The sequence below is a fragment of the Thalassospiraceae bacterium LMO-SO8 genome, from assembly GCA_031655335.1.
Lineage (GTDB): Bacteria > Pseudomonadota > Alphaproteobacteria > Rhodospirillales > Casp-alpha2 > UBA1479.
Genome location: CP134226.1, coordinates 410,311 through 436,362, shown reverse-complemented (window position 1 = coordinate 436,362; position 26,052 = coordinate 410,311). Strand labels below are relative to the sequence as shown.

Below are 26,052 nucleotides of genomic sequence, written 5' to 3'. Positions count from 1 at the left end.
TCAGGGCGCTAGATAGCGTGTTCTGAGGTGCATCTCAAACACCTTCGGGTCGAGCGGCTTGCCCGTGGCGGCAATCAGCAGGTCTTTCGCGCTGACGGACGAGCCCTTGCCGTGCACGTTGGCGCGCAGCCAGGTCATCAGGGGCGCGAAGTCGCCGCGCCCGATGGCGGGCTCGATGGCTGTGTCCTGATCGCGGGCGGCGGCGTAAAGCTGCGCCGCGGTCATGGCGCCCAGGGTATAGGTCGGGAAATAGCCCCAGGCCCCGTCGTACCAATGGATGTCCTGCAAGCAGCCGAGGGTATCCGTCGGCGGGCGGATGCCGAGCAGGCGTTCCATGCCGTCGTTCCACGCACCCGGCAGATCGGGGATTTCCATGTCGCCCTCGATCAGCGCCTTTTCCAGGCGGTAGCGCAGGATCACATGGGCCGGATAGGTCACTTCGTCGGCGTCGACGCGGATGAACGACCGTTCGACCTGGGTATATAGGCGGAACAGGTTGTCCGCGTCCCAGGCCGGGCCCGTGCCGCCGAAGGTTTCGCCCATGATCGGGGTTGCGTAATTGAGGAAGGTCTTGGACCGGCAGACCTGCATTTCGATCAGCAGGGATTGCGATTCATGCACGGACATGCCCAGCGCGTGGCCCACGGGCTGGCCGCGCCAATCCTTGGGCAGGCCGCGTTCGTACATGGCATGGCCGGTTTCGTGCAGCACGCCCATGAGGGCCGAGGTGAAATCGTTTTCGTCATAGCGCGTGGTGATGCGCACGTCGTCCGGCGTGCCGCCGCAGAAGGGATGCAGGCTGACGTCGAGCCGCCCGTGATGGAAGTCGAAGCCCAGCATCTCCATGAACCGCTGGCCGAGCGCCTTTTGCTTTTCCTCGGGAAACGGGCCGTCGGGCAGAATGACCTTGGGCGCCTTGGCCTGATGGTCCAGCACCTCGCCCAGGAACCCGGGCAGGAAGCCTTCCAGTTCGCCGAACACGGCGTCGATTTCCGCGGACCGTCCGCCCGGTTCGTAATCATCCAACAGCGCGTCGTACAGCCCCAGACCCAGGGCTTCGGACTTCATCTGCGCCTGTTCGCGGACCAGGTTCAAAAGCGTGCTCACCAATGGCTGCACGGCCTTGAAGTTATTATCGGCGCGGGCTTCGCGCCACACGGCTTCGCAGGTGGTGGAGGCCCGGGACAGCCGCGTTACCAGATCCTCGGTCAGCGCCGTCGCCTTGGTGACGCGGCGTTTGATCTCGCGCAGGTTGGCGCGCTGCCAATCGGTCAGATCGGCGGCCTCGGCCTCGGCGGCGGCGACCAGATCACTCGTTTCCGATGCGGTCAGCATGCCGTGATGAACGGCGGACAGTTCGGCCAGTTGTTCCGAGCGCGCTTCGTGCCCGCCGCGCGGCATCACCGTCGACATGTCCCAATGCAGGACGGCCTGCGCTTCGGACAGGGCGTTCAGGCGCCGGAAACGGTTTTCCAGGCGGGCATAGGCGGGGGCTTCAGGGGATTGGCTGTCCGGCATATCGCCTATATGGGGTCAAAACACCGCGACGAACAGGGTGCGGTCGGCCAGCAGGGCCAGGAAAATCCCGAACAGATAAAGGATCGTATAGAAAAACATCGGCCGGCAGGGGCCCTGCTTGGCATCGGCGACGTTTTCCGCCCGCCACACCCGCGCCATGTGCACGACCAGCCCGACGTTCAGGCCGGCGACCGCCAGGGTGTAAAGCCAGCCCGACAGGCCGAGCAGGGTGGGCGCGAAGGTCGCGGGGATCAGCAGCGCCGTGTAGACGGCCATCTGGATCTTGGTGCGGTGTTCGCCGACCACCACGGGCAGCATGGGCACGCCCACGTTCTGGTAATCCTGGCGGCGGAACAGGGCCAGCGCCCAGGTATGGGGCGGCGTCCACAAAAAGATGATCATGAACAGCGCGATGGCACCCCAGGGATCGGCCAGGAATCCGGCGTTCCCGGTCACGGCGGCCCAGCCGATGACCGGCGGCAGGGCGCCCGAGGCGCCGCCGATGACGATGTTCTGCGGCGTCCGGCGTTTCAGCCAGACCGTGTAGATGAACACGTAATAGAGGATCGTGAAGGCCAGCAGCCCGGCGGAAATCAAGTTGACCCAGGCACCCATGGCAATGACCGAGGCGATCGCCAGGACCGTGCCGAACACCAGCGCGTTGCCCGGGTCCATGCGGCCCGCCGGGATCGGCCGGTTCATGGTGCGCTGCATGTGCAGGTCGATGTCGCGGTCGTACCACATGTTGATGGCGCCCGAGGCCCCGGCGCCGATGGAAATGCACAGGATCGCGACGAAGGCTTCCAACGCGCTGATGGTGCCCGGCGCCATGACCAGGCCGACCATGGCCGTGAACACCACCAGCGACATCACCCGGGGCTTCAGCAAAAGGGCATAGTCGGCCAGCCGGAACTGGGGCTCCGGTCGGGGCGCGGCCTCGGCCGGTGCGCTGATATGCGGGGCGACGGTGTCGCTCACGGGCGTCCTCATGACGTTGATCTGTGTGCGTGGCCTGGGCGCTTTATATTTTAAGTTCGCGCCGAGGGCCAGTGTCCGTTGGTCCAGGTCGGCGTAAAAGTGCCCGCCCGACGATCCAGATGAACATGACGCCGCCGGCCACGGCGATCACCGCACCCACGCCCATGCCGTAGAGCCCGACCTTGGCGCCGAACGCTTCCAGCCCGGCGACGTCGCCCGCCACCTTGCGCGGCGCGCCGTATCCGCCGGCCAGGAACAGGCCCGCCGAATGCAGCGCCTGGCCCAGGCCGTAGAGCCAGAACAGGGCAAACACGGCGCGGCCCAGCCTGGGGGCACGATCCAACGACGGCAGCAGGGCGCAGAACACCAGCCCCATCAGGGCCAGGTTCACGCCGCCGATGACGCCGTGATAATGGGCCGGGGTGCGGGTGTCGGCGCCGTCGACGAACAGGCCGAGCAGCCCGCCCAGGAAAAACACCGCCATGGACAGATGGAGGGCGGACCGCGCCAGACGCGCGCGGTCGTCGGCGGGCGGCGTGCCGCCGCCGGTGAACAGGAAGGCGGCGGCCAGCACGACGGGAGCCGGGCCCAACAGGTATTGCAGGTCGGTGAAGGCCCGGGTCTGTTCGGGGCTGAACATGGGGTACGCCCAGTACAGGGTGGGGCCGATCGACGCGAAGGCGGCCAGGGCCGCCAGGGCGGCGAAGAACAGCCCGCCCGGAAGCGGCCGCCCCGCGGCCCCGGCCAGGGCCCACCAGGCGCAGAGCATCAGGCCCGTGTTGACGAACTGCAGGACATGCCCGCCGCCCCAGAACAGGCGTTCGTTCAACTCCACCGAGGCCGGTTCACCCGAGGCCGCTTGAAAGGTCACGGCGAAGCAGGCGAAGGCGGCGACGTAGATCAGGCCCGTCAGCAGAATGCCCAGGCCGCCCGGACCCGGTTGGTTGACGCGGCGCAGGAACGCCGCCGCGAGGCGCAGGACGACGAACAGCACCCCCATGAAGATGAACACCAGGCCCAGGTAGTAGAGCGGGTCGATCACCGTCGGCACGTAGTTGTTGAGGGATGGCTGAGTGTCGTGCTTCAGGGCCGGGATCATCAGCAGGATTTCCCCGGCGGCCACCATCCACACGGCCGAACGTCCCGTCGACCGGCCGCGCGACCGGCCGCCGTCCAGGTGATAGGTCGTGGCCGCCGCCAGGGCGCCGAGCAGGCAGAGGAACCACACGACGAAGGAATAGACGACGTGGATGACCAGGCCTTTTTCGAAGAAATGGAGCGGCCAGGGAATCATTCGTTCCGCCCCGGGCACGCGGGACACGGCCAGCATCAAGGCGAACGCCCCGGCGATGGCGAGCGCGGCCAGGCCCAGCAGCAGCCAGGCGCGGGTTTCCCAGCGCGCGTCCTCGCTGCCGGCGGCGGCGCCCAGGGTTCCGTCAGGGATTTCCACGTTGTCCGTCATTGGCCCGTATAAGGATAAAGGTGCACGGCCATGACATAAACCACGACGCCGGAAATCCCGACATACATCCACAGCGGCCAGACCCAGCGCGCCAGCGCCTTGTGGCGCGCGAACTGGCCGGTCAGAGCCCGCCAGAAGGTCATGGGAACCAGCGGCGTGATGGCGATGGCGCCGATCACATGGACGATCAGGATGGTGAAATAGACGGGCCGGATCATGCCTTCGCCGCCGAACTTGGCGAAACCGGAATTGAACTTGTAGATCACGTAGACCACCAGGAACAGGGCCGAGGCGGCGGCCGCGCAGAGCATCATGGCGCGGTGTTTGTCCTTGGCACCCTGCCGGATGAACACGTAGCCGATGGTCATGAACACCACGGACAGGGCGTTGAAACCGGCGATCAGGTGGGGCAGGTCTTGAATGGTCATGACGGTGGGCGGTCTAGCGAGTCGTCATATTGAGCCAGAAAAGCAGGTACATCGTCACCGCCACGACGCCCAGGATGGCGCCCAACTGCCAGTTCTTCATCATCTTGCGTTCCTTGCTCAATTTCGTGCCGCCCGCCTGTCGGGCAAGAACGTCGCCATGTCGGCGGCGGCGGGGGCCGTCCGCCCCAGGTTGGACCTCGATGGCGGAAAATCAAGGCTATTAGGCCGTTTGTCCAGGGTAAAAAAGCCTTTGCAATGCCGCCGGGGGATGCTAGCTAAGACCTCTCGTCTCCCCGGTGGCGAGGCGCCATCGCGCGCGGCCGGGCGTAGGCATAATGGGTTAAGAAACAAGGGCCTAACGGATTAACGTCTTTTGAGTGTAAATCCCAATGCCCGGTAATTTCGGATGAGGACCATGACCTTGAGATTGCACGCCCTGATCACAGGTGCCGCACTTTTCCTTCTTTCCTTCGGCGGCAGCGCCTTGGCGGACGGCATCGCGAAGCCCTGGCAAATGAACTTCCAGGAAGCCGCGTCCCCGGTCATGGAACGGATTGAGGATTTTCATAATCTGCTGTTCTGGATCATCACGATCATCACGTTGTTCGTGCTGTTTCTGCTGATCTACGTGATCGTCAAGTTCAACGAAAAGGCCAACCCGGTGCCGTCGAAGACGACCCACAACACCTTCATCGAGGTGGTGTGGACCGTGGTGCCGATCATCATTCTGGTGGTGATCGCGGTGCCGTCGTTCAAACTGCTGTTCTTCCAGGACAAGTACGAAAACCCGGACATGACCCTCAAGGTCGTCGGGCATCAGTGGTACTGGTCCTATAAATATCCGGATCACGGCGATTTCGGGTTCGACAGCCAGATGGTCCAGGCCGAGGATCTTAAGCCCGGCCAGCCGCGCTTGCTGACCGTCGACAACATGGTCGTCCTGCCGGTCGACACGAACATCCGCGTGCTGCAGACCGCCGACGACGTGATCCACAACTGGGCCATGCCGGCGTTCGGTCTGAAACTGGACTCGGTTCCCGGCCGGACCAACGAAAACTGGGTGCGGATCACCAAGCCGGGCGACTATTACGGCCAGTGTTCGGAACTCTGCGGCGTCGGCCATGCCTATATGCCGATTCACGTGAAGGCGGTCTCGAAGGAAGAATTCGCGGCCTGGGTGGCGGCGGCGAAGGCGAAATACGCCGACTCCATGCCGGCCCCGGCAGCCGGAGAGGCCCAGGTTAAGGTCGCCCAGGTCAAAAACTGATCGGGCGGTTTATTCGGCATTTCAGGAATTCACGGCACGCCGCGGCGGCCGCAATATAACGGAACGAGAAGAGGTTGACCCATGGCCAGTGAAGTGAGCGCCCACGACGGACACGGCGGGCACGACGATCACAACCACGCTCCCAAGGGCATTGGGCGGTGGCTTTATTCCACCAACCACAAGGACATCGGGACCCTGTACATGGTTGTCGCGATATTCGCGGCGATCCTGGGCGGGGTGGCATCCTGGCTGATCCGGTTGGAACTGGCCGAACCGGGCATTCAGTTCATCGCCGACGCGCACTTCTATAACGTCCTGGTCACGGCGCACGGCTTCCTCATGGTGTTCTTCGTGGTCATGCCGGCGCTGATCGGCGGATTCGGCAACTGGTTCGTGCCGATGATGATCGGTGCGCCCGACATGGCCTTCCCGCGCATGAACAACATTTCGTTCTGGCTGCTGGTCGCCTCAACGGTGCTGCTGGTCTTCTCGGGCGTCATCGGCGGTGGCGCCGGCACGGGCTGGACCGTGTATCCGCCGCTTTCGAGCATCGATTTCCACCCGACCATGGCCGTCGACTTCGCCATCCTGTCGCTGCATGTGGCAGGGGCCTCGTCGATCCTGGGCGCCATCAACTTCATCGTCACGATCCTGAACATGCGGGCCCCCGGCATGACGATCCACCGCATGCCGCTGTTCGTGTGGTCGATCCTGATCACGGCCTTCCTGCTGCTGCTGGCCCTGCCGGTGCTGGCGGGCTGCCTGACCATGCTGCTGACCGACCGCAACTTCGGCACCACCTTCTTCGTGCCGTCCGGCGGCGGCGACCCGATCCTGTGGCAGCACCTGTTCTGGTTCTTCGGCCATCCCGAGGTCTACATCATGATCGTGCCGGCCTTCGGCATCATCTCGCAGATCGTCTCGACCTTCTCCAAGAAGCCGGTGTTCGGTTATCTCGGCATGGCCTACGCCATGGTTTCCATCGGCTTCATCGGTTTTGTCGTGTGGGCCCACCACATGTACACGGTCGGCCTGAACGTGGAAACGCGGGCCTACTTCGTGGCCGCCACGATGGTCATCGCGGTGCCGACGGGGGTTAAGATCTTTTCGTGGATCGCGACCATGTGGGGCGGCTCCATCCGCTTCGACACGCCCATGCTGTGGGCCATCGGCTTCATCTTCCTGTTCGTGGTCGGCGGCGTGACCGGCGTGGTTCTGGCCAACTCGGGCGTCGATCTGGCCTTCCACGACACCTATTACGTGGTCGCCCACTTCCACTATGTGCTGTCGCTGGGCGCCGTGTTCGCGATCTTCGCCGGCTGGTACTACTGGATCGGCAAAATGTCCGGCCGTCAGTATCCGGAAGCCCTGGGCCGCCTGCATTTCTGGGTGACCTTCGTCGGCGTCAACATCCTGTTCTTCCCGCAGCACTTCCTGGGCATGGCCGGCATGCCGCGCCGTATCCAGGATTACCCGGACGTTTATTCGGGCTGGAACATGGTGTCGTCCATCGGCGCCCTGGTGACCATCGCCGGTACGCTGTTGTTCTTCGTCGTGCTGTGGCGCACCCTGTCCGCCGGGAAGCCGGCGGAAGCCAATCCGTGGGGTGTCGGCGCCACGACCTTGGAATGGACCGTGCCGAGCCCGGCGCCGTTCCACACCTTTGAGGACGTGCCCGACATGACCGGCAAGGCCGAGGCCCACTAAGGCCCGGCGCTGGAACTGGCAACGAGGACCCCGCCCGTGTCACGGCAACCCCGCAATTCCAACAATCGGCGGACGGCGCTTGCGCTGTTCGCCGTTGTCGGCGGCATGGTCGGTCTATCCTATGCGTCGGTTCCGTTGTACCAGCTGTTCTGCCAAGTCACCGGCTACGGCGGCACGACCCAGGTGTCGGACGCCGGCGCCAAGACGGTTTCGTCGGCCATGCAGGGTAGGACGGTCACCATCGCCTTCGACGCCAACGTGGCGCGCGACCTCAACTGGGACTTCCGCCCGGAACAGCGCCGGGTGACGCTCCATGCCGGGGAACAGGCGCTTGCCTTCTATTCCGCGAAAAACGACGAGAGCACGCCGGTCACCGGCACGGCCAGCTTCAACGTGACGCCGTACAAGGCCGGCATCTACTTCACCAAGATCGAATGTTTCTGCTTTACCGAACAGACCTTGCAGGCCGGCCAGCAGGTCGACATGCCGGTGCAGTTCTATGTCGATCCGGAGTTCTTCACGGACCCCAACACCAAGGACGTGCGCGAGATCGTGCTGTCCTATACGTTTCACCGGGCGGCTGATGCCGCCTCCGCCGTTCAAAAGACCAGCGCCGTCGCTGTTGGCGACGCGCGCCCGGGCGGTTGACCGGCTCCATCTGACAGGCTTACGGGAACCGCGGTTCCCCATACGAACGACCAAAGGGAGTAAAAAGAATGGCGAGTGGCGGTAATCATCCCTTCCACATGGTGGAGCCCTCGAAGTGGCCCCTCATGGGATCGGTGGCGGCCCTGATAACGGCCTGTGGCAGCATCTGGTTCATGCACGGCGGCCCCTGGTACCTGATGGCGGCCGGCTTCGTCATCATGTTCTACACCTTCTACGGTTGGTGGAAGGACGTGGTCGCGGAAAGCCTGACCCGCAAGTACCACACGGATGTGGTCGCGCACGGCCTGCGCGTCGGCATGCTGCTGTTCATCGCTTCGGAAGTGATGTTCTTCTTCGCCTTCTTCTGGGCCTTCTTCCATGCCAGCGTGCCGTTCCTGTCGAACGTCGCGACCGTGCCCTGGCCACCGAAGGAGATCATTCCCTTCAATCCCTGGAACATCCCCTTCCTGAACACCTTGATCCTGCTGACCTCGGGCGCCACGGTGACGGTCGCCCACCATGCGATCCGCCATGGCGACAACAAGATGTGTGCGCGCTGGCTGGTTTACACGGTCATCCTGGGCATGATCTTCACGGGCTTCCAGGCCTACGAATATCACCATGCGGCCTTCGGCCTGAAGGACGGGATCTACCCGTCGACCTTCTATCTGGCCACCGGGTTCCACGGCTTCCACGTCATCGTCGGGACGACCTTCCTGCTGGTCTGCCTGTTCCGGGCGTCGAAGGGCCATTTCACGGCGGAAAAGCACATCGGCTTCGAAGCCGCCGCCTGGTACTGGCATTTCGTCGACGTGGTCTGGCTGTTCCTGTTCGTCTCCATCTACTGGTGGGGCAAGGGGACCGCGACCCAGCTTCTCTAAGTCGAACACCATCCTTTGGTTTCGGAAACGCTCCCCTTCGGGGGAGCGTTTTCTTTTGTGGGCTTTCATCAGCGTCTGCTGGTAATCGGCGCATCGCCGCCTTATCTTCAATTCACGTCTGGGGGATGTAGAATTTTCAGGAGTTGACCATGAACGACCTTGCGAGCAGCCCATCCCCCAGTGCGGACGGCGACGGCGCCTCGCCGGTGATGCGCGGCATCCGTGGCCGCTGTCCGCGCTGTGGCGAAGGCCGCCTGTTCAAGGGCTACCTCAAGGTCGCCGACACCTGCGACGTCTGTGGCATGAGCTTCCATGGCCATGACACCGGCGACGGGCCCGTCGTGCCGGTGCTGCTGATCATCGGCGGGATCATCGTCGGATTGGCGCTGGGGCTCGAGGTTGTCTACGAGCCTCCGGTCTGGGTCCATCTGCTGCTGTGGATTCCCCTCGGCACGCTGCTTACCCTCGGCATCATGGTGCCGCTGAAGGGCATGGCCGTGGGCCTGCAGTACAAGTATCGGTCGACCGAGGAAGAGACACGCCCGGGCGGGGTCTAGGGCCGGCCGGAGCGAGCCTGCGCCGGCGGGCAGGGCACGGTGGCGTAGGAACAAAACACGCAGCAGTCGCCCGGTTCCGGCGTCAACAGGCTGCCGCATTCCATACATTGGTAATAATAGATGCACTGGTCCGTCGGCATGACCTCTGTCGCCGTATGCTCGCACAGGGGGCAGGTCAGGGTCGTGATCTGGGAAATGGGGCCGTCGATGCTCATGCCTGTGATCCTACGGCAGATAGCCCAGGAACCGCCACCACAGGAAGCTCAGCGGCAGCAGAAAGACGATGGTCAGCGCCGCCAGCAGCAAGGTGAATTGCCCGGCCTTGCGCAGGCTGACGCCGCCCAGTTGCAGCGCCACCACCAGCGGCGGTACCTGATAGGGCAGGAACATGGTGGAATAACCCAACACGAAGGTCATCAGCACGGTGACCAGGGGAAAGCCCGTGGCCGTGGCCAGGTCCTGGGCGAAGGGCGGCAGCACGGCGGGCACGCTGGGGGCGGTCGCCAGCACGCCGGTCGCCGCGCCCAGCCCGATCAGGGTCGCGAAGTTGGTCGCCGGGGTCGCCGGGTCGAGCGGCAGCAGCGGCAGGATGCGGGCCGCCAGTTCCCGTCCCACCCCGGAATCGACGATGATCGCGGCGACGGACAGCACGGCGGCGATGTAGATCACCGAGGCCGTGTTGAAGCGGGTCATGAAGTCGTCCTTGGTGACCAGATCGACGCCGGGCAGTAGGCAGACCACGCCCGCCGACAGGGCGATCCAGGCCGGCGAAACGCCGTGCCAGAAATCAAGCGCCCACAGGGCCAGGGTAACGCTCAGGACAACGGCCAGAACCTTTTCGTCGCGGCTCATGGGCATGGCCGGCGCTGTCTGCGCGGTAGGCGTGTCGGCGCGGTCGGGAAACAGCATCAGCACGGCGAAATAGATGGCGATGGCCTTGAGCACCCCGGTGATCGGAAAGTGCAGCAGCAGATAGGCGCCGTAAGTGAAATGCATGCCGTAGAGCGTTTCCGCCGTGCCGGCCAGGACCATGTTGGGCACGTTGGCCGGCAGGATGGCGACGGCCGGCATCCAGGTGCCGCAGGCCACGGCCATCACCAGGCCGTTGCGGCCGTTGCGCCCCGCGGTGAAGCCCAGGCGGTCGGCCAGGGCCAGGGCGATCGGCACCAACAAAATCACCCGCCCCATGGTCGAAGGCATGAGGAACGACAGCGCCACGCCGACCAGCACCATGGCGGCGACCTGGGCCTTGTAGGTTTCGCCGAACAGGCCGGTCAGCCGCGCCGCCAGCCTGCCGCCCAGGCCCGTACGGGTGACCGCGATGCCGACGATCAGGCCGCCGAAGGTCAGCCACAGGGCGGTCGATGACCAGCCGGCGAAGATCACGTCGGCCGGGGCCACGGCGATCAGCGAGGCGACGGCGAAGAAGGCCAGGCCGGTCACGAATTCGGGCATCACGCCGGTCGCGAAAAAGCCCATGGCGAACAGGACGAGGGCGCCGCCGCGCAGGACCTTGGGCTCCCACCCCTCGGGCGTGGGGGCAAGCAGCAGCAGGACCGCCAGGGAAAACACGGCAAGGGCTGTCCACCTGGGCAGGGTCATGGTCACGGATCGTGCGGGCATGGGTCCTCCATTGTCCCCGAGGGCGTCCCCCGCCATGCTTTTAGCGGGCGGGCCTGCCGGGGAAAAGTGCTCAATGGCCGGAAATCCACAAGGCCAACCCGTGGCGCGGCCGGGCAAAGGACGATACACTCGTATCAGCCATCGCCGTCCATTGCTGGAATCTGGCCGCATGACCAAGACATCCGAAAAGTCTCCGCCCCGCATCGGCGTCACGGAAACCAAAGCCGGACCGGAAACGCCGTTTCCCGACGCGGAGGCGGCGCAGCGCGCCGCCCAGGTGCTGAACGAACGCTACCAGCGCATCATGCAGCAGTTCTGGGACCGTCAGGCGGAACAGCAGGGCTTTCAGATTCCGGACCCTCTCGTGGTCGGCAAGGCGTTCTTCGAACTGGGGGCGGCCATGTTGCAGGACCCGGTCAAGCTGGCCGAGGCGCAGTCCAAACTGTGGCAGGGATATGCCGACCTGTTCGATGCGGCGTCGAAGCGCCTGAACGGCGAAACCCCCGGCCCGGTGGCCGTGCCCGCCCCGGACGACAAGCGGTTCAAGGACGAGGTCTGGTCGGAAAACGTCCTGTTCGACACCTTGAAGCAATCCTACCTGCTGACGTCGAACTGGATCCGCGAGGCGGTCAGCGACGTCGACGGCCTGGACTCCAAGACGCGGGACAAGGTCAATTTTTATACCCGGCAATGGGTGAACGCCCTGGCGCCGACAAATTTCGCGGCGACGAACCCCAAGGTGATTCAGCGCACGCTCGACACCAAGGGCGAAAACCTGATCAAGGGCCTGGATCATTTGCTGGCGGACCTGGAGCGCGGCGAGGGCCAACTGCGGATTTCCATGACCGACGAAACGGCCTTCACCCTGGGCCAAAACATCGCCGTCAGCCCGGGCAAGGTGGTGTTCCAGAACGACCTGATGCAGTTGATCCAATATGCGCCGACCACGGAAAAGGTGGCCAGGCGGCCGCTTCTGATCGTGCCGCCCTGGATCAACAAGTTCTATATCCTGGATTTGCAGCCCAAGAACTCGTTCATCAAATGGGCGGTCGATCAGGGCCATACGGTGTTCGTCGTGTCCTGGGTCAACCCGGACGAGAACCTGGCCGGAAAATCCTTCGAGGACTACATGCTCGAAGGGCCGCTGGCCGCGATGGACGCGATCCGTGACGCCACCGGCGAGGACAGCGTCAACATCATCGGCTATTGCATCGGCGGCACCTTGACGGCATCGACCCTCGCCTATCTGGCGGCGCAGCCGGAAGGCGCCAAGTACACCGCCGACCGGGTGGCCTCCGCGACCTTCTTCACGACCATGACGGATTTTTCAGAGCCCGGTGAACTGGGCGTGTTCATCGACGAGGAGCAGTTGGACCTGCTTGAGGAACACATGGCGGAAAAGGGCTACCTGGAAGGCAGCTACATGAGCCAGGTGTTCAACATGATGCGCGACAACGACCTGATCTGGTCCTTTGTCGTGAACAATTATCTTCTGGGCCGCGAGCCCATGGCCTTCGACCTGCTGTACTGGAATTCCGACAACACGCGCATGCCCGCCATGATGCACGGCATGTACCTGCGCAAGATGTATTTGGAAAACCGTCTGGTGACGCCGGGCGGGATCGCGCTTGCCGGAACGCCCATCGATCTGACGAAGATCAAGACGCCGGTCTACATGCTGTCGACCTCCGACGACCATATCGCGCCCTGGAAATCGACCTATGCGGCGACCCAGCTTTATGCCGGCCCGGTGCGCTTCGTGCTGTCCGCGTCGGGCCATATCGCCGGCGTGATCAATCCGCCGGCGGCGAACAAGTACTGCCATTGGACCAACGCCAAGACGCCCAAGGATCCGGACGCCTGGCTTAATGCGGCGACCCGCCACGAGGGCTCCTGGTGGCCTGACTGGCAAAAGTGGATCGCGAAAAAATCCGGTGGCCAAGTCGCGGCCCGCCTGCCGGGCGGCGGCAAGCTGGCCGTCATCGAGGACGCACCCGGGTCCTACGCCGCGGTGCGTCTGGGCTGACAGATCAGTCTACGACGCCGACGGCGATCCCATCGTCGGCGCGTTTCGATTCCTTCTTCGTCACGGCGATCTGCTGCGCTAGGTCGTCGGGCGTGATCCCGGCGCGGCCCGGTTTCAGGTGCATGACGGCGATGGACACGGACAGCAGGGGAAAGACCCGCTCGACGCCGCCGCGGTCCTTGGCGACGATGCCGCCGGTGTCGCGGGCGTCCTTGTCGTAAAAGGTTTCGACCTGATGGCGGAACGACTCGCGCAGATCGACCAGCCGTTCCCGCGCCTGATCCAGGCCGACACCGCGCCAGCCGGCGAAGAAATCATCGCCGCCGATATGGCCCAGAAAGACCCCGTCGGCGATGAATGATTTTTTCAACAGCTCCGCGAACAGCAGGATCGCGCGGTCACCCTGGCGGAACCCGTAGGTATCGTTGAACGGCTTGAAGTTGTCGAAATCGAAATAGGCGATGACCGCTTCCGTATCGCCGTCGGTGACCAGGTCGGTCACGTATTCGACGACCATGTGGTTGCCCGGAAGCTTGCTCAGGGGATTGGCGTCGCGCGCCATGGCCAGATGCTTTTCGTTGACGACCTGAAGCAGCGACGCGGCGGTCAGGAAACCCACGTAACGCAGGTTCTCGACCACGATGATCCCTTCCTGGGTGCCGGACAGGGAATATTTCTCCAACACCCGCTCCGCGTTGTCGTGGATGTCCGCCACGGGGCAGGGGCGGATGAATTCGTTGAGGTGACGCTTGTAGGACACGTTGGCCAGCAGGTCCTTGCCGTAACGCGAATAGGTGAAATCCTTCAGGTCTTCCTCGCGGATGATGCCCAGCGGCTCGTCCATGTCGTCGACCACGGGAAAGAAGGTCATGTTCTTGTTTTCGCGGAAATGTTCGAAGGTCGCCATGATGTCGCTGCTGCTGCGGATGGGGGCCGGCATGGACAGTTCCTGATCGATGAAACGGCGGTCCGTTTCACCCTTGCGCAGGTCGCGCACGCGGGGATAGGCATCCCGCAGGTCGGTTCCCAAAACCAGCGGCCGTTCGATGAAATAGCCCTGGATCAGGTTGCAGCCCATTTCCTTGCAGGTCAGCAGTTCCTTTTCCGTCTCCACGCCCTCGGCGATCACCGTGATGCCCAGGGTCTGGGCCAGGCTGACGATCTGCGACACGAACAGCTTTTTCATGCGGTCGGTCTCGATCCCGGAAATGAAGAAACGGTCGATCTTGATGTAATCGGGGTTCTGGTCGTACAGCAGCTTCAACCCCGCGAAGCCGGTGCCGAAATCGTCGATGGCGATGCGGAACTGCCGGCGCCGGTAGATTTGCGCCAGGGTTTCGGTGCTGGAGATGTCGCGATCGACCTGATGGCGTTCGGACACTTCCAGGGTCACGCGTGACGGCGCCAGATTCGCGGCCCGGGCGGCCTCGACCGTGTCGGCGGCACGGTGATCGTCGGTCAGCAGCACGCGGTTGTCGATGTTCAGGAACAGGCGCACGGACGGTCCCAGGTTGAGCGCCGAAAACTGTTTCATGGCGCGCCCGCGCAGCAGGACTTCGATCTCCTGTAGAATGCCCATGCGGAAGGAGAAATCGAAAAAGGCGTGGATCGACGCGAAATCCAAATCCTCCTGCCCACGCATCAAGGCTTCGACGCCGTAGAGATGCCCCGTATAGGGGTCGATGATCGGTTGAAAGGCGAACCGGACCTCGTCCCGCGCCCAGGTCAGAAACCGGGTAGTGGGATCATTGGTGGGGCGGCGCGGTTCGGCGGTGGGGAGAGCGATGGTGGGGTTGGCGGGGGTCATGGCGCTTCCGGTTGGTTGACGGCCCATGATGTTCGGGCGGGGTGTGGCTGAATGTGTCCCGATTTGTCGACAATTTTCGGTATAGGTCGGGAAATGTCCATGGCAATCAGCGCGTGAAATCAAAACTTCATCTGTCGTTCATGGATGGGGCGGCCCGCATTGCCGCGATGACCGGGGCGCCGGCGCCGGGGGATGGGAATGCGGCGTTGCGCCACAAAAACATTCACATATTATAGATTGTGTTTGGGCCAAGGAAGGCAACCCGCGCCGCTGCATGGGGCGGTGCGGGCGGCGTTTGCATTCACTGGGGGGGGGTAATGACCAAGCTGATCGATTTTAAGAAACTGAGCACGAAATTCTTCGGGGCGACCGTGCTTCTGTTCGCCATCGCGGGGACGGTAACCGTCGTCATGAGTACGCGCAGCCTTGATCGGTTGAGCGCGATCATCGGCGAGGGCGACGGCTTGCTGAGCCGCGAAGAGACATCCCTCAAGGCCGCCCAGATCGACCTGCTGAAGTCGGAACAGGCCCGCCAGCTTGCCGACATCGCCGCCGCCGCGGCCCGCGAACTGGGCGTGCGGCAGCAGACCATCGCGGTTCAGGAAGAAAACCTGCGCGGCTTTTATCAGGGCGCGTTGCGCATCATCGCTTCCCAGTTGGAATCGATTCTTTCCCCCATGGACCCGGGCGACCGGGAGTTTTTCATGCTCAACGGTTCGGTCTATCTCGCGGTCATGCCCGGCGCCAAGTCGGTGAAATTCTTTGCCGCCCACGATGCGGCAAGCTTGGCCGCGGTCGTCGAACAGGAAGGCCTGACACCGAACCGCGCCAATGTTCTGGCCAGCGTCATCGCCGAAAACACCGGCACAGAGGCCCCGCATCTGGCGATCGACCCGGCCGAGGGCGTGATCCGTGTCGTCGCCGCCATTGGCCCGACCAAGGAGCGCTTCGGCCTGTTGGAAGTGGTGCTGGAGGACCGCCTGACACCCATGAAAACCGAAGCCCGCGACCTGGCCGCGTCTTTCGCCGCCAGGACCGAGACCAAGACGGCGGAACAGGAAAAGGCGTTCAAGGAGCGAGAGGCGGAGTTGACCGCCGCCGCCGCCGCCGCCGAACGGTTGCGGGCCGAACGGGCGGCGCGCACCGCCGAGGAAGAAGCGTCCGCCCGGCGTCTGCTGATCACGGCGGTGGTTTTGTCGTCCCTGTTCGGCGCGGTCGCCATCAGCGTCCTGGTGGTCGGTCTGATCACCCGGCCATTGGGGCGGAATGTCGCGATCATGTCGCGTCTGGCCGGCAACGACACCGATGTCGAGGTGTCGGACGCCCACCGCACCGATGAGATCGGCGAGATGGCGCAGGCGGTTCAGGTCTTCAAGGACAGCCTGATCGCGGCCGAACAGCAGGCCAAGGAGCGGCAGGCGGAACGCGCGGCCCGCGAGGCCCGGGTCCAGAAGATCGAGGGCATGGCCAAGGAATTCGATGCCCATGTGTCCGGGTCGCTCGACAACGTCAGCACCGCGACCAGGGACATGCGGGCCACCTCGGAGCATATGTCCGGGGTCGCCCGGCAGACCGCCGATCAGACCAAGCTGGTCACCCAGGCATCGGAAACGGCGGCGGCAAGCGTGCAGACCGTGGCCACGGCGGCGGACGAGCTGTCCAAGTCGATCTCCGAAATCGCCGAACAGGCGGCGACGTCGAGCCAGGTGTCCGAGGCCGCGGCCGATCAGGCGCGCAAGACCGATGAGCGGGTCCGGCGCCTGAACGACGCGGCGCTGAAGATCGGCGAGGTCATCCAGCTGATCACCGATATCGCGGAGCAGACCAACCTGTTGGCGTTGAACGCCACCATCGAGGCGGCCCGTGCCGGCGAGGCGGGCAAGGGCTTCGCCGTCGTCGCGTCGGAGGTCAAGAACCTGGCCAACCAGACCGCCAAGGCGACCGAGGAAATCGCCGCCCAGGTCGCCAACATTCAGTCCGAAACCGGCGACACGGTGCGCGCGATCGCGAAAATCACGGAAAGCGTCGACCGGATGTGCGAAATCGCCGCCGGTATTTCCGCGGCGGTCGAACAGCAGTCGGCGGCGACGCAGGAAATCGCGCGGAACACGGACGAAGCCACCGTCGGTACCCGCCGCGCCAGCGACAACACAGCCCAGGTCGCCCAGGCGGCCGCCGAAACGGAGCACTCCGCCGCCGAAGTGTTGAAATCCGTCGATACCCTCGACCGGGAAGGGGACCGGCTGCGCCGTTATGTCACCGAGTTCCTGGATCAGGTGCGTGCGGCCTGATGCCAACGGTGCCAAAAATGGACTGAAATGCGACCGGACTATTTACCGATGTCATTGAATACGGGCATAGTTCCGGCATGTCTAATGCGCCAGCCCTGAACATCCGCGACGCCGCCGCGGAGGATGCCCGCCGGTTCCAGGCCAATCTGGAGCTGCTGGCCGAGATGTCGCAGGATTTCGCGGCCTCGCGCGACCTGGACGCGGCGCTTCTGAAGGCCGTCGGGCATATCACGGATTCCGTCAATGCCGAGGGCGGGGCCTTGTTTCTGCTCGATGACGCGGGGGAAAACCTGCGCTGCCACGCCTGCGTCGGCGCGACGGAGATTACCGGCCTGGTGATCGCCGCGGACAAGGGCATTGTCGGGCGCTCGGTGCAGAACAACCTGGGCGAGATCGTCCGCGACGTGTCGAAGGACCCGAACTTCTTCGGCGGCGTCGACGAAAAAACCGGCTATACGACCAAGTCCATTCTCTGCGCGCCCTTGACCGTGAAGGACGAGCGCATCGGCGCCATCGAACTGATCAACAAGCGCGGCGGCGACGGACTGTTCAGCCCCGACGACCTGCATTTTCTGGAAGCCCTGGCGGCGTCCGCGGCGCTGGCCATTCTCAACGCCCGCCAGGCCGACGCCTTGCTGGAACAGGAACGCATCAAGCGCGAACTGGAACTGGCCCGCGAAATCCAAAGCTCCCTGTTGCCCCGGCCCGCCGGCGACGACGCGCCCATCGGCGGCGTCAACCAGCCCGCGCGCGAGGTGTCCGGCGATTTCTTCGACCATTTCCCGCTCGAGGACGGGCGCATCTGCTTCTGCCTGGGCGATGTCTCGGGCAAGGGGGTCAACGCGGCCCTGCTGATGGCCAAGACCGCCAGCCTCTACCGCTGTCTGGGCAAGGCGATTTTGTCGCCGGGCCGCCTGCTGGCCCTGGTCAATCGCGAGATTTGCGAAACCGCGGCGCGCGGCATGTTCGTGACCATGGTCGGCGGCATCTACGATCCGCGCACGGGCGTGGTCACGCTGTCCAACGCCGGGCACGAACCGGCCCTGCTGCTGACGCCGGAGGGCGATTTTCAGGCTTTTGAGGCCGAGGGCCCGCCGCTCGGCATTCTGGCCGATCCGCCGACCAAGGATGGCTACCCGGAAACGGCGATCGACCTGAAGGGCGGCAGCCTGTGGATTTTCACCGACGGCGTGACGGAAGGCTATGTCGACGACGCCGGCACGGAACTGGGCGTCGACGGCGTGAAAAGGATTCTTTTGGAAACCCGGGGCCAGACGCTGCGGGCACGGCTGGATGCGGTGGTCGGGCTTATCCAGCCCGGCGAGGGCGGCATGCGCGACGACGTCACCTTGCTGGGCGTCAGCGATACGGCGGCCGAGCGGCCGGCGGCCCTGGCCGCCGCCGAACGGGTGGCCGGTGGGTCGGAATTGATCATGTCCATGCGCCTGCCGGCGCGGGCCGACCGGCTCCGCGTGATCCGCCATGCCGTGCGCGCGGCGTTGGATTTCCTGATCTGCGAGGACGAGATGACCGAACAGGTCATCCTGGCCGTGGACGAGGCCTGCCAGAACGTGGTGCGCCATGCCTATGGCGGGCGCGCCGACGGTGAGATCGCCGTGGAACTGCGCCGCGACGGCGACGATTTCGTGGTCGAATTGCAGGATTTCGCGGCCCCCGTCGATACGGGCCAGATTAAGGGCCGCGATCTTGACGACATCAAACCGGGTGGGCTCGGCGTTCATTTGATCCACGAGATCATGGACGACGTTCAGTTCGTGACGCCTCCCGCCGGGGTGGGTAATCTGTTACAACTGCGAAAGCGGCTTCAGACAAAAGCCGGCGCATCTTGAGGGGACTGGACATGAAGCACGAAGTCAAAGACGTCGGCGGATCCGTCGTGATCGCCTTCGAAGGCGACGTCGATCTGCAAACGTCGCCGAAGGCGCGTGAAGCCCTGTTGGCCACGGTCGGCCAAGGCAAGCCCGTGGTCGTCGATCTGGCCAAGGTCGGCTATATCGATTCGTCGGGTGTGGCCTCGCTGGTCGAAGCCCTGCAGACCGCCAAGAAGGGCGGCCAAACCCTGGCCCTGGCGGCGGTCAGCGAAGGCGCCTTGCGGGTGCTTAAACTGGCGCGCCTCGACGCCGTGTTCGCCATTCACGCCAGTGTGGACGACGCCGTTTAGCCCCTGCCTCGCCCCAGACGACCGGAGAAACCGCGCGTGACCCCAACCGATACCCGAAACCCGATCGTCGTAACGACCGAAAAGGTCGGCCGCGCCGCCGTCGCCGGGATCGAGGAAATCGGCCTGGGCGCCATGATGGTGGTGGAAAGCTTCTATTGGCTGATTTTCGGGCGGCGCGAAAAGCAGGCGGTGCGCCTGGGCGCCATTGCCGAGCAATGCATGGCCGTCGGTATCCAGGCGGTGCCGATCATCGCGCTTCTGGCCGCGACCATCGGCATGATGCTGGCCATTCAGGGCATCCATACGCTACGCATCTTCGGCGCGGAAAGCCGCGTCACCGTCGGCATTTCGTTTTCCGTGGTGCGCGAATTCGCGCCGCTGATCACCGGCATCGTCATCGCCGGGCGGTCCGGCTCGGCGCTTGCCGCGCGCATCGGCACCATGAAGATCAACCAGGAAGTCGACGCCCTTTACGTCATGGGCATCAACCCGGTGCGCTTCCTGGTCGTGCCGGCCATGGTGGCGATGCTGATCATGGTTCCGGCGCTGACCCTGTTTTCCGATTTTGTCGGCCTGTTCTTCGCCGGCGTCTATGTCAACCTGGACCTCGGCATCTCGCTCGCCGCCTATATGGATCAGACCATCGACCTGCTCAGCGTCGACGACCTCATGCACGGGCTCGGCAAAAGCGTCATCTTCTCGATCCTCATCGCCGTGATCGGCGTGGTCAACGGGGCCTCGGTCCAGGGCGGCGCCGAAGGCGTGGGCAAGGCGACGACGCGCGCCGTGGTGCAGTCCATTTCGGCGATCATCGTCACGGACATGCTGTTCGCCTTCGTGGTCACGCGGTAAGGACGAGGGCATGAACGACAACGCCCAGGCACAACCCCGCAATGTGATCGAGGTCCGCGATCTGGTCACCCATTACGGCGACCGCATGATCCTCAAGGGCATCTCCATGGACGTGCATGCCGATGAGATCATGGTCATCATGGGCGGCTCCGGGTCCGGGAAAAGCACACTTTTGCGCCACCTGATGGCGTTGGAGCATCATACTTCGGGGACCATGCGCATCCTGGGCCAGGACATCGACAAGCTGTCGGGGGTCGAATTGGTCGAACTGCGCCAGAAGCTGGGTGTGGCGTTCCAGGGCGGGGCCCTGTTCTCGTCCATGACCGTGGGCGAAAACGTCATGCTGCCGTTGTTCGAGCATACCGGCCTCGACCGCAAGACCATGGAGATCATGGCCCGCATGAAGCTGGAGGTCGTCAGCCTGGGCGGGTTCGAGAACCTGATGCCGTCGGAACTGTCCGGCGGCATGATTAAGCGCGCGGCCTTTGCCCGCGCCATCGTCATGGACCCCAAGATCCTGTTCTGCGACGAGCCGTCGGCGGGCCTGGATCCGGTCGTCGCCTCGGCGCTGGACGATCTGATTTTGCTGCTGCGGGACGCCCTGGGCATGACCGTGGTCGTGGTCACCCATGAACTGGAAAGCGCTTTCAAGATCGCCGACCGCATCACCATTCTGGACCGCGGCGAAATCCTGTTCATCGGCACGCCGGACGAACTGCGGGCCGACCCGTCGCAACGCATTCAGAACCTGTTGAACCGGGTGGCCGAGGACGACGCCATGGACGCGGACGCCTACCTGAACCGGCTGACGGGCGAACAGCCCGCCTACCGGCCCCTTTGAAAACCGACACGGTGAGAGCGAAGACGTGAGAAGCAACAAGATAAACTATCTGCTGGTCGGCACCTTCGTTCTGGCCATGATCGCCGGGCTGATCGTGGCCCTGTCGGTACTGACGGGACGCACGGGGGCGACGGACGCCTACCACGCCTATTATTCCAACGTCACCGGCGTGAAGTTCGGCACCCAGGTCGTCTACGAAGGCTATCCCATCGGCCAGGTCGAAACGGTGACGCCTGAGCCGTCCAAGGGCGGCATGCGGTTCCGCGTCGATTTCGAGATCAACGAAGGCTGGAAAATTCCCAAGGACAGCAAAGTGGCGATTGCAGCACCCGGCTTGCTCGCGGCGGTGACGCTGAGCATTTCCGCCGGCGCCAGTCCCGATGCCCTGGCCCCGGGCGCGGAAGTCATGGCGGTCGAGGGCGGCGATCTGTTCGCGGTCGTGTCCGGCGTGGCGGAAAAGCTGGGCGGGCTCAGCGACAACAGCATCGAACCTCTTCTGGCCAGCGTTCAGCGGGCCGTGAACAACGCCAACAAGCTGTTGGACAATCACGGCGAGGCCCTTGCCGGAGACCTCAAGCAGATGATCAACGAGGCGTCTCTGCTGGTCGCCGACGTCAGCCGCCGCATTCCCGTGGTCATCGACAACATGGAACTGATCGCGTCCGACGTGAAGTCGTTCAGCGGCGAATTGAAGGCCGCGGCGACCCCCGAAAATCGCAGGCTGGTCGAGGAAACGGTCGCCAACCTGAACGGCGCGACCAAGGACGCCCGCGCCGCCATGGCCAACGGCGACAAGTTGATGATGACCCTCACCGACATGGTCGGCAAGAACGACGGCGACCTGCGGCGCGCGATCAAGGATGCGCGCTACGTGGTCGAAAGCGTTGCCCGCCGCATTGACGCCATCAACGAAAACCTGGAAGGCATGTCGCGCAATATGTTGGAATTCTCGCGCCAGATCAGACAAAGCCCCGGCCTGTTGTTGAACAGCAAGCCGGTCACGGACGAGGTGCAGGCGAAATGAGAACGGCGATGATTCGACGATTGTCCGCGTTGGCGCTGGCGGCCGTTCTGGCGGCCTGCGGCGGCAACGCCACGGTGCCGGAAAACCACTTTTACCGGCTTGAGGTGGCGCCCCCCGAAACGAAGGGCAAGCTGCTGATGCCCGGCGTGCTGGAGGTCGACCGTCTGCTTGCCGCCGGTGAATTGACGCAGCGTTCCATCGTCTACCGTCATGCCGACAATCCGCACCAGCTTCGCGCCTATCACTATCATTTCTGGAATGAAGCGCCGGGGGTTCTGCTGCAGGCTGAACTGGTCAGCTATCTGCGCGCCGCCGGCATCGCCGGCACGGTGGTGACGCCGGAAATGCGCGCCCGGCCGAATTTCGCGGTGACCGGACGGGTCGAGAAACTGGAACGGGTGATCGGCGGATCGAACGCGGGTGTCATTGAAATGAACCTGGTGTTGCGCCGGGTCAGCGACGGCACGGTCCTGGTCGCCAAGACCTATACCCGCGAATTCACGCCCAAGGACGACGGCCTGACGGCCCTGGTCAAGGGATTCAGCGCGGCCGCCCGCGACATCTTCAAGGCCTTCGTGAACGACGTTGCCGCGAAAATCTGACGCCCATCGGACCCGCCGGGGGCGCGCCGGCGGCGGGCGGTCCGGCAGCCGCCGCGGCCATGCCCGCACGGTCCAGTTCAAGGAACCGGCCCGTGTGACCGTGACCGCCCTGGCGGCGCAGGGCGACGGGGTGGCGGACACGGACGACGGCCGCCGCCTGTTCATTCCCTTCACCGTTCCGGGTGACGAAATCGACGTCGAGATTGGCCCCGCCCGGGGCGACGGGTTCGAAGCCCGCGTGCGGTCCTTCGTCACCAAGGGGCTTCGGGGCGCGGCGTTCTGCCGCCATTTCGAAATCTGCGGCGGCTGCGCCGTGCAGCATCTGACGGATGCCCATTACATTGAATGGAAACGCGGTATTCTGATTCAGGCCCTGTCCCGGCGCGGCCTGATGCTTGACGTGCTGGATCTTGCCGCCGTGCCCAGGGATGCCCGCCGGCGTGTCACGTTCCAGGCGGAACGCACGGACAAGGGGGTGATTCTCGGCTTCGCCGAACGACGTGGCCACCGAATCGTCGATATCGACGCCTGTCCTCTTCTCTTGCCGGAGATCAACGCTCTGTTGCCCCTGTTGCGCGATCTGGCGGTGGCGATGCTGCAAGCGGGGGAGCGGGCGCGCCTGGCCGTCGCCCGCACGGAAGGCCCCGACGGCGGGGCGCTCGACCTGGTGGTCGAACGCGACCGCGAACCGGACCTGGCGGCGCGTGAGGCCCTGGCGGATTTCGCGCGGCGGTCGAACGCGGCGCGGATTTCCTGGCGTGACGGGGCGGGGGTGGTCGAGCCGGTCGCCCATATCATGCCGGTCGCCGCCGAATTCGGCCCCGCCGTGGTGGAACTGCCGCCGGGTGGCTTCATGCAGCCGACGACGGCCGGCGAGGACATCCTGCGCAATGCGATTTTGGCCGGGGCCGAAGGCGCCACGCGCATCGCCGAGCTTTATGCCGGCGCCGGCACCTTCACCTTCGTGCTTGCCAAGATGTGCCGGGTCCATGCGGTCGATGGTGACGCAGCGCTGATGCGCGCCCTCAGCACCGGGGCGGGCCGATCCGGCCTGGGCGGGCGGGTGACCACGGAAACGCGGGACCTGGCGGCGCGGCCCCTGCTGCCCGGTGAACTGAAGGATATCGACACGGTGATCCTGGACCCGCCGCGGGCGGGGGCGCTGCGCCAGGTCGAACAGATCGTCCTGGCGCCGGGCGTGCGCCGCGTGGTCATGGTGTCCTGCAATCCGCAGACCTTCGCGCGGGATGTCCGGGTGCTGGTGGACGGCGGGTTCGATCCGGGGCCCGTCCTGCCCGTGGATCAATTCCCCTATTCCCACCACCTGGAATGCGTGGCGGTGCTGACGCGGGGCGGCTGACGTGCCCGGTTCCTACATGCCCACGGCGCGCATGTAGATGGTCAGGACTTCTTCCATTTCGTTGCGGTCGCTTTCATCCATTTTGCGCAGACGGATGAGCTGACGCATCACCTTGACGTCGAACCCGGCGGACTTGGCTTCGGAATAAACTTCCTTGATGTCTTCCGCGAGGGCTTTCTTTTCCTCTTCCAGACGTTCGATCCGGTCGATAAGGGCTTTCAGGCGCTCGCTGGCGGCGCCGCCGATTTCGCTTTCGCTCATGCTTGGGTGTCCTTGGGCTGTCTTTGGGATTTGGGGGCATGGGATGTGCGCGCACCATAAGTACCCGGCTCTGTCCGGGCAAGCGGTTGAAAAGCGGGGATAACGGGATGACGCTTTTTTAACGCCAGATATGTTCAGATTTGCCTTTATGCATGTATGATTGGGGGCAACATCCTAGTAAGGGGCCCAAAAAATGGCGGTTTATAAATTCGACCGCGTATCCGTGATGGTGTGCGAGGACAATGCCTTCGTCCGGCGCACGCTGGAGGATGTGCTACGGCAATTCGGTTTCGAGCGCATCACACTCCTGAAAAACGGTCAGGAAGCGATCGAAAGCCTGAAGCTGCTGAAACAGGCGAAAAACCCCGGTCCGGATCTGATCATCGCCGACCTGGTGATGGCACCGATCAACGGGCTGTTGCTGTGCCGCTGGTGCCGCTCGGCCAAGGAAACGCCGAACCGCATGGTGCCCTTCATCATGCTGTCCGGGGCGGCCGACCAGGATTACGTGGGCTCGGCCCGCGATTTGGGGGCGACGGAATTCCTCGCCAAGCCGTTTTCCGGCGAAACCATCTACAAGAAACTTCTGGAGGTCATCGACTTCCCGCGTCAGTTCGTGATGACCCAGAACTATTTCGGGCCCGACCGCCGGCGCAAGAAAGAACCGCCCGAGAACGACCGTCGGGAAAAGACCGAAGAGGACTGCACGGTCGTCTATTCGGCGGAAAAAATGACCAAGCCGAAGACCGACAGCGATGTCTTTTTGTTCAAGCCGACCAATTATCTGAGGGAGAAATGCGCCGGCGGCAAGCTCAACCCGCTTGAGCGCGGCGAGATGCCGACGGCGCTCATCGAAGAGGCGGAAAAGAAGCTGGAGCGCGCGACCCTCGACTTCACCAAATGGGCGCAGGACTACCTGGGCCGTCTGTCGGACCTTTGCACCCAGGCGCTGCTGGAGCCGGGCCGGCGGACGCAGCAGTTTGTGGAAATCAACCAGGTCGCGCTGGAACTGCGCGGGCAGGGCGGAACCTTCGGCTATCCGCTGATTTCGATCTTCGGCAAGATGCTGTTCGATTCGACCCGTGACGGCTGCCGCGAGGACGATGCTCAGGTGGAAATCGTCAAGGCCCATGTCGATGCCATGCGGGCGGTGCTGCGCGAAAAGATCGCGGGCGACGGTGGTGAGATCGGCAAGGAACTGATCAAGGCCCTGCGCGAAGGCATCGAAAAGCAGGAAAAGGCCCGCAAGGCCGCCATCGAAGAAATGAAACAACAGGCCGGCGGCTGACGCCCGGTCCGCCGCTCGTTACTGCGGATCGCCGGGCAGAATGCGGGTTTCCGCCAGATGGCGGATGGCGTCCTGCACCGCCGTTTCCGTAATCCGGGACAGGGCGGCCTCCGCGCCGACCCATTCACGCTTGCGGAAGTGCTTCTCGTCCCAGGTATCAAGCTGTTCGGTGACGTAGAAGGGAAAGATTTCGACCCGGTAGACACGCCCGAACTTGGAATAGAAATATTCGCCCAGGGGCTGCTCGCTGGTTTTTCCCAAAAGTCCCGCTTCCTCAAGCGCTTCCTTGGCCGCCGATGCGGCGGCGGTCATGTTCGGTTCGACCGTGCCCTTGGGCACGATCCAGCGCCCCGTGTTGCGCGATGTGATGAGGGCGAATTCGATCCAGGTTTCGGTCGTCCGGTAGGGGATGACGCAGGATTGTTCGACGGGGCGTGGCGTCAGCATGG

Annotated in this window: 24 protein-coding genes; 15 read left to right on the top strand and 9 right to left on the bottom strand. The window is 64.1% G+C overall.

Annotated elements, in window-relative coordinates; all coding sequences use genetic code 11:
• The 4 genes from RJ527_02065 to RJ527_02050 are packed head-to-tail and all read right to left on the bottom strand — an operon-like array spanning position 1 to position 4,386.
• The gene (locus RJ527_02065) at positions 1–1,518 is read right to left on the bottom strand and encodes a carboxypeptidase M32 (GenBank protein ID WND76539.1); all 1,518 of its coding nucleotides are present in this window, start codon (positions 1,516–1,518) and stop codon (positions 1–3) included.
• Between the two features lie 15 nt (positions 1,519–1,533).
• Complete coding sequence (locus RJ527_02060; protein ID WND76538.1) at positions 1,534–2,496, bottom strand: heme o synthase; 963 nt, start codon at positions 2,494–2,496, stop codon at positions 1,534–1,536.
• Positions 2,497–2,539: 43 nt separating this feature from the next.
• Positions 2,540–3,946 carry a cbb3-type cytochrome c oxidase subunit I gene (locus tag RJ527_02055; GenBank protein WND76537.1) on the bottom strand — a complete coding sequence of 469 codons (1,407 nt, stop codon included), beginning with the start codon at positions 3,944–3,946 and terminating at the stop codon, positions 2,540–2,542.
• A gap of 8 nt (positions 3,947–3,954) precedes the next feature.
• Positions 3,955–4,386 (bottom strand): DUF420 domain-containing protein, encoded by a 432-nt coding sequence (locus RJ527_02050; protein WND76536.1) that lies wholly within the window; start codon positions 4,384–4,386, stop codon positions 3,955–3,957.
• A gap of 415 nt (positions 4,387–4,801) precedes the next feature.
• Between RJ527_02050 and coxB the strand changes: the two genes are divergently transcribed.
• The 5 genes from coxB to RJ527_02025 all read left to right on the top strand — a co-directional run bounded on the left by coxB (position 4,802) and on the right by RJ527_02025 (position 9,446).
• Entirely contained in the window at positions 4,802–5,653 is an 852-nt protein-coding gene (coxB, locus tag RJ527_02045) for a cytochrome c oxidase subunit II (protein WND76535.1), read from the top strand.
• Positions 5,654–5,734: 81 nt separating this feature from the next.
• Positions 5,735–7,360, top strand: a complete 1,626-nt coding sequence (gene ctaD / locus RJ527_02040) for a cytochrome c oxidase subunit I (protein ID WND76534.1) — start codon at positions 5,735–5,737, stop codon at positions 7,358–7,360.
• 36 nt (positions 7,361–7,396) lie between these two features.
• Positions 7,397–8,008, top strand: a complete 612-nt coding sequence (locus tag RJ527_02035; GenBank protein WND76533.1) for a cytochrome c oxidase assembly protein — start codon at positions 7,397–7,399, stop codon at positions 8,006–8,008.
• A gap of 68 nt (positions 8,009–8,076) precedes the next feature.
• Entirely contained in the window at positions 8,077–8,889 is an 813-nt protein-coding gene (locus RJ527_02030) for a cytochrome c oxidase subunit 3 (GenBank protein WND76532.1), read from the top strand.
• Positions 8,890–9,038: 149 nt separating this feature from the next.
• Positions 9,039–9,446, top strand: coding sequence for a DUF983 domain-containing protein (locus tag RJ527_02025; protein ID WND76531.1), 408 nt, complete (start codon positions 9,039–9,041; stop codon positions 9,444–9,446).
• Here the strand turns inward: RJ527_02025 and RJ527_02020 are convergent.
• Both RJ527_02020 and RJ527_02015 read right to left on the bottom strand, forming a co-directional pair.
• Positions 9,443–9,643 carry a GDCCVxC domain-containing (seleno)protein gene (locus tag RJ527_02020; GenBank protein ID WND78000.1) on the bottom strand — a complete coding sequence of 67 codons (201 nt, stop codon included), beginning with the start codon at positions 9,641–9,643 and terminating at the stop codon, positions 9,443–9,445. The genes RJ527_02025 and RJ527_02020 overlap by 4 nt on opposite strands.
• Positions 9,644–9,671: 28 nt before the next feature.
• Positions 9,672–11,069, bottom strand: a complete 1,398-nt coding sequence (locus RJ527_02015) for an anion permease (protein WND76530.1) — start codon at positions 11,067–11,069, stop codon at positions 9,672–9,674.
• 304 nt (positions 11,070–11,373) lie between these two features.
• Here RJ527_02015 and phaC point away from each other — a divergent pair, with 304 nt between their 5' ends.
• Positions 11,374–13,095: a class I poly(R)-hydroxyalkanoic acid synthase gene (gene phaC / locus RJ527_02010; GenBank protein WND77999.1), complete on the top strand. Its 1,722-nt coding sequence runs from the start codon at positions 11,374–11,376 to the stop codon at positions 13,093–13,095.
• Positions 13,096–13,099: 4 nt separating this feature from the next.
• On the opposite strand, the gene RJ527_02005 is transcribed toward phaC, so the two are convergent.
• Entirely contained in the window at positions 13,100–14,902 is a 1,803-nt protein-coding gene (locus RJ527_02005) for a GGDEF domain-containing protein (GenBank protein WND76529.1), read from the bottom strand.
• 317 nt (positions 14,903–15,219) lie between these two features.
• Here RJ527_02005 and RJ527_02000 point away from each other — a divergent pair, with 317 nt between their 5' ends.
• The 8 genes from RJ527_02000 to RJ527_01965 all read left to right on the top strand — a co-directional run bounded on the left by RJ527_02000 (position 15,220) and on the right by RJ527_01965 (position 24,054).
• Positions 15,220–17,193: a HAMP domain-containing methyl-accepting chemotaxis protein gene (locus RJ527_02000; protein WND76528.1), complete on the top strand. Its 1,974-nt coding sequence runs from the start codon at positions 15,220–15,222 to the stop codon at positions 17,191–17,193.
• Between the two features lie 77 nt (positions 17,194–17,270).
• Entirely contained in the window at positions 17,271–19,043 is a 1,773-nt protein-coding gene (locus RJ527_01995) for a SpoIIE family protein phosphatase (GenBank protein ID WND76527.1), read from the top strand.
• Between the two features lie 11 nt (positions 19,044–19,054).
• On the top strand, positions 19,055–19,375 hold the full coding sequence (locus RJ527_01990) for an STAS domain-containing protein (protein WND76526.1): 321 nt from the start codon (positions 19,055–19,057) through the stop codon (positions 19,373–19,375).
• A gap of 36 nt (positions 19,376–19,411) precedes the next feature.
• Complete coding sequence (locus tag RJ527_01985) at positions 19,412–20,227, top strand: ABC transporter permease (protein ID WND76525.1); 816 nt, start codon at positions 19,412–19,414, stop codon at positions 20,225–20,227.
• 10 nt (positions 20,228–20,237) lie between these two features.
• Positions 20,238–21,068 (top strand): ATP-binding cassette domain-containing protein, encoded by an 831-nt coding sequence (locus RJ527_01980; protein WND76524.1) that lies wholly within the window; start codon positions 20,238–20,240, stop codon positions 21,066–21,068.
• A gap of 25 nt (positions 21,069–21,093) precedes the next feature.
• Entirely contained in the window at positions 21,094–22,092 is a 999-nt protein-coding gene (locus RJ527_01975; GenBank protein WND76523.1) for an MlaD family protein, read from the top strand.
• Between the two features lie 8 nt (positions 22,093–22,100).
• Positions 22,101–22,694, top strand: coding sequence for an ABC-type transport auxiliary lipoprotein family protein (locus tag RJ527_01970; protein WND76522.1), 594 nt, complete (start codon positions 22,101–22,103; stop codon positions 22,692–22,694).
• Positions 22,678–24,054 carry a TRAM domain-containing protein gene (locus tag RJ527_01965; GenBank protein ID WND76521.1) on the top strand — a complete coding sequence of 459 codons (1,377 nt, stop codon included), beginning with the start codon at positions 22,678–22,680 and terminating at the stop codon, positions 24,052–24,054. The genes RJ527_01970 and RJ527_01965 overlap by 17 nt, the downstream gene beginning before the upstream one ends.
• Before the next feature lie 12 nt (positions 24,055–24,066).
• On the opposite strand, the gene RJ527_01960 is transcribed toward RJ527_01965, so the two are convergent.
• Positions 24,067–24,315, bottom strand: a complete 249-nt coding sequence (locus RJ527_01960; GenBank protein WND76520.1) for a DUF2312 domain-containing protein — start codon at positions 24,313–24,315, stop codon at positions 24,067–24,069.
• A gap of 193 nt (positions 24,316–24,508) precedes the next feature.
• Between RJ527_01960 and RJ527_01955 the strand changes: the two genes are divergently transcribed.
• Positions 24,509–25,603 carry a response regulator gene (locus RJ527_01955; protein WND76519.1) on the top strand — a complete coding sequence of 365 codons (1,095 nt, stop codon included), beginning with the start codon at positions 24,509–24,511 and terminating at the stop codon, positions 25,601–25,603.
• An 18-nt stretch (positions 25,604–25,621) separates the two neighbouring features.
• Here RJ527_01955 and RJ527_01950 read toward each other — a convergent pair whose 3' ends face one another.
• Positions 25,622–26,050, bottom strand: a complete 429-nt coding sequence (locus RJ527_01950; protein WND76518.1) for an NUDIX domain-containing protein — start codon at positions 26,048–26,050, stop codon at positions 25,622–25,624.
• Between the last annotated feature and the right edge of the window lie 2 nt (positions 26,051–26,052).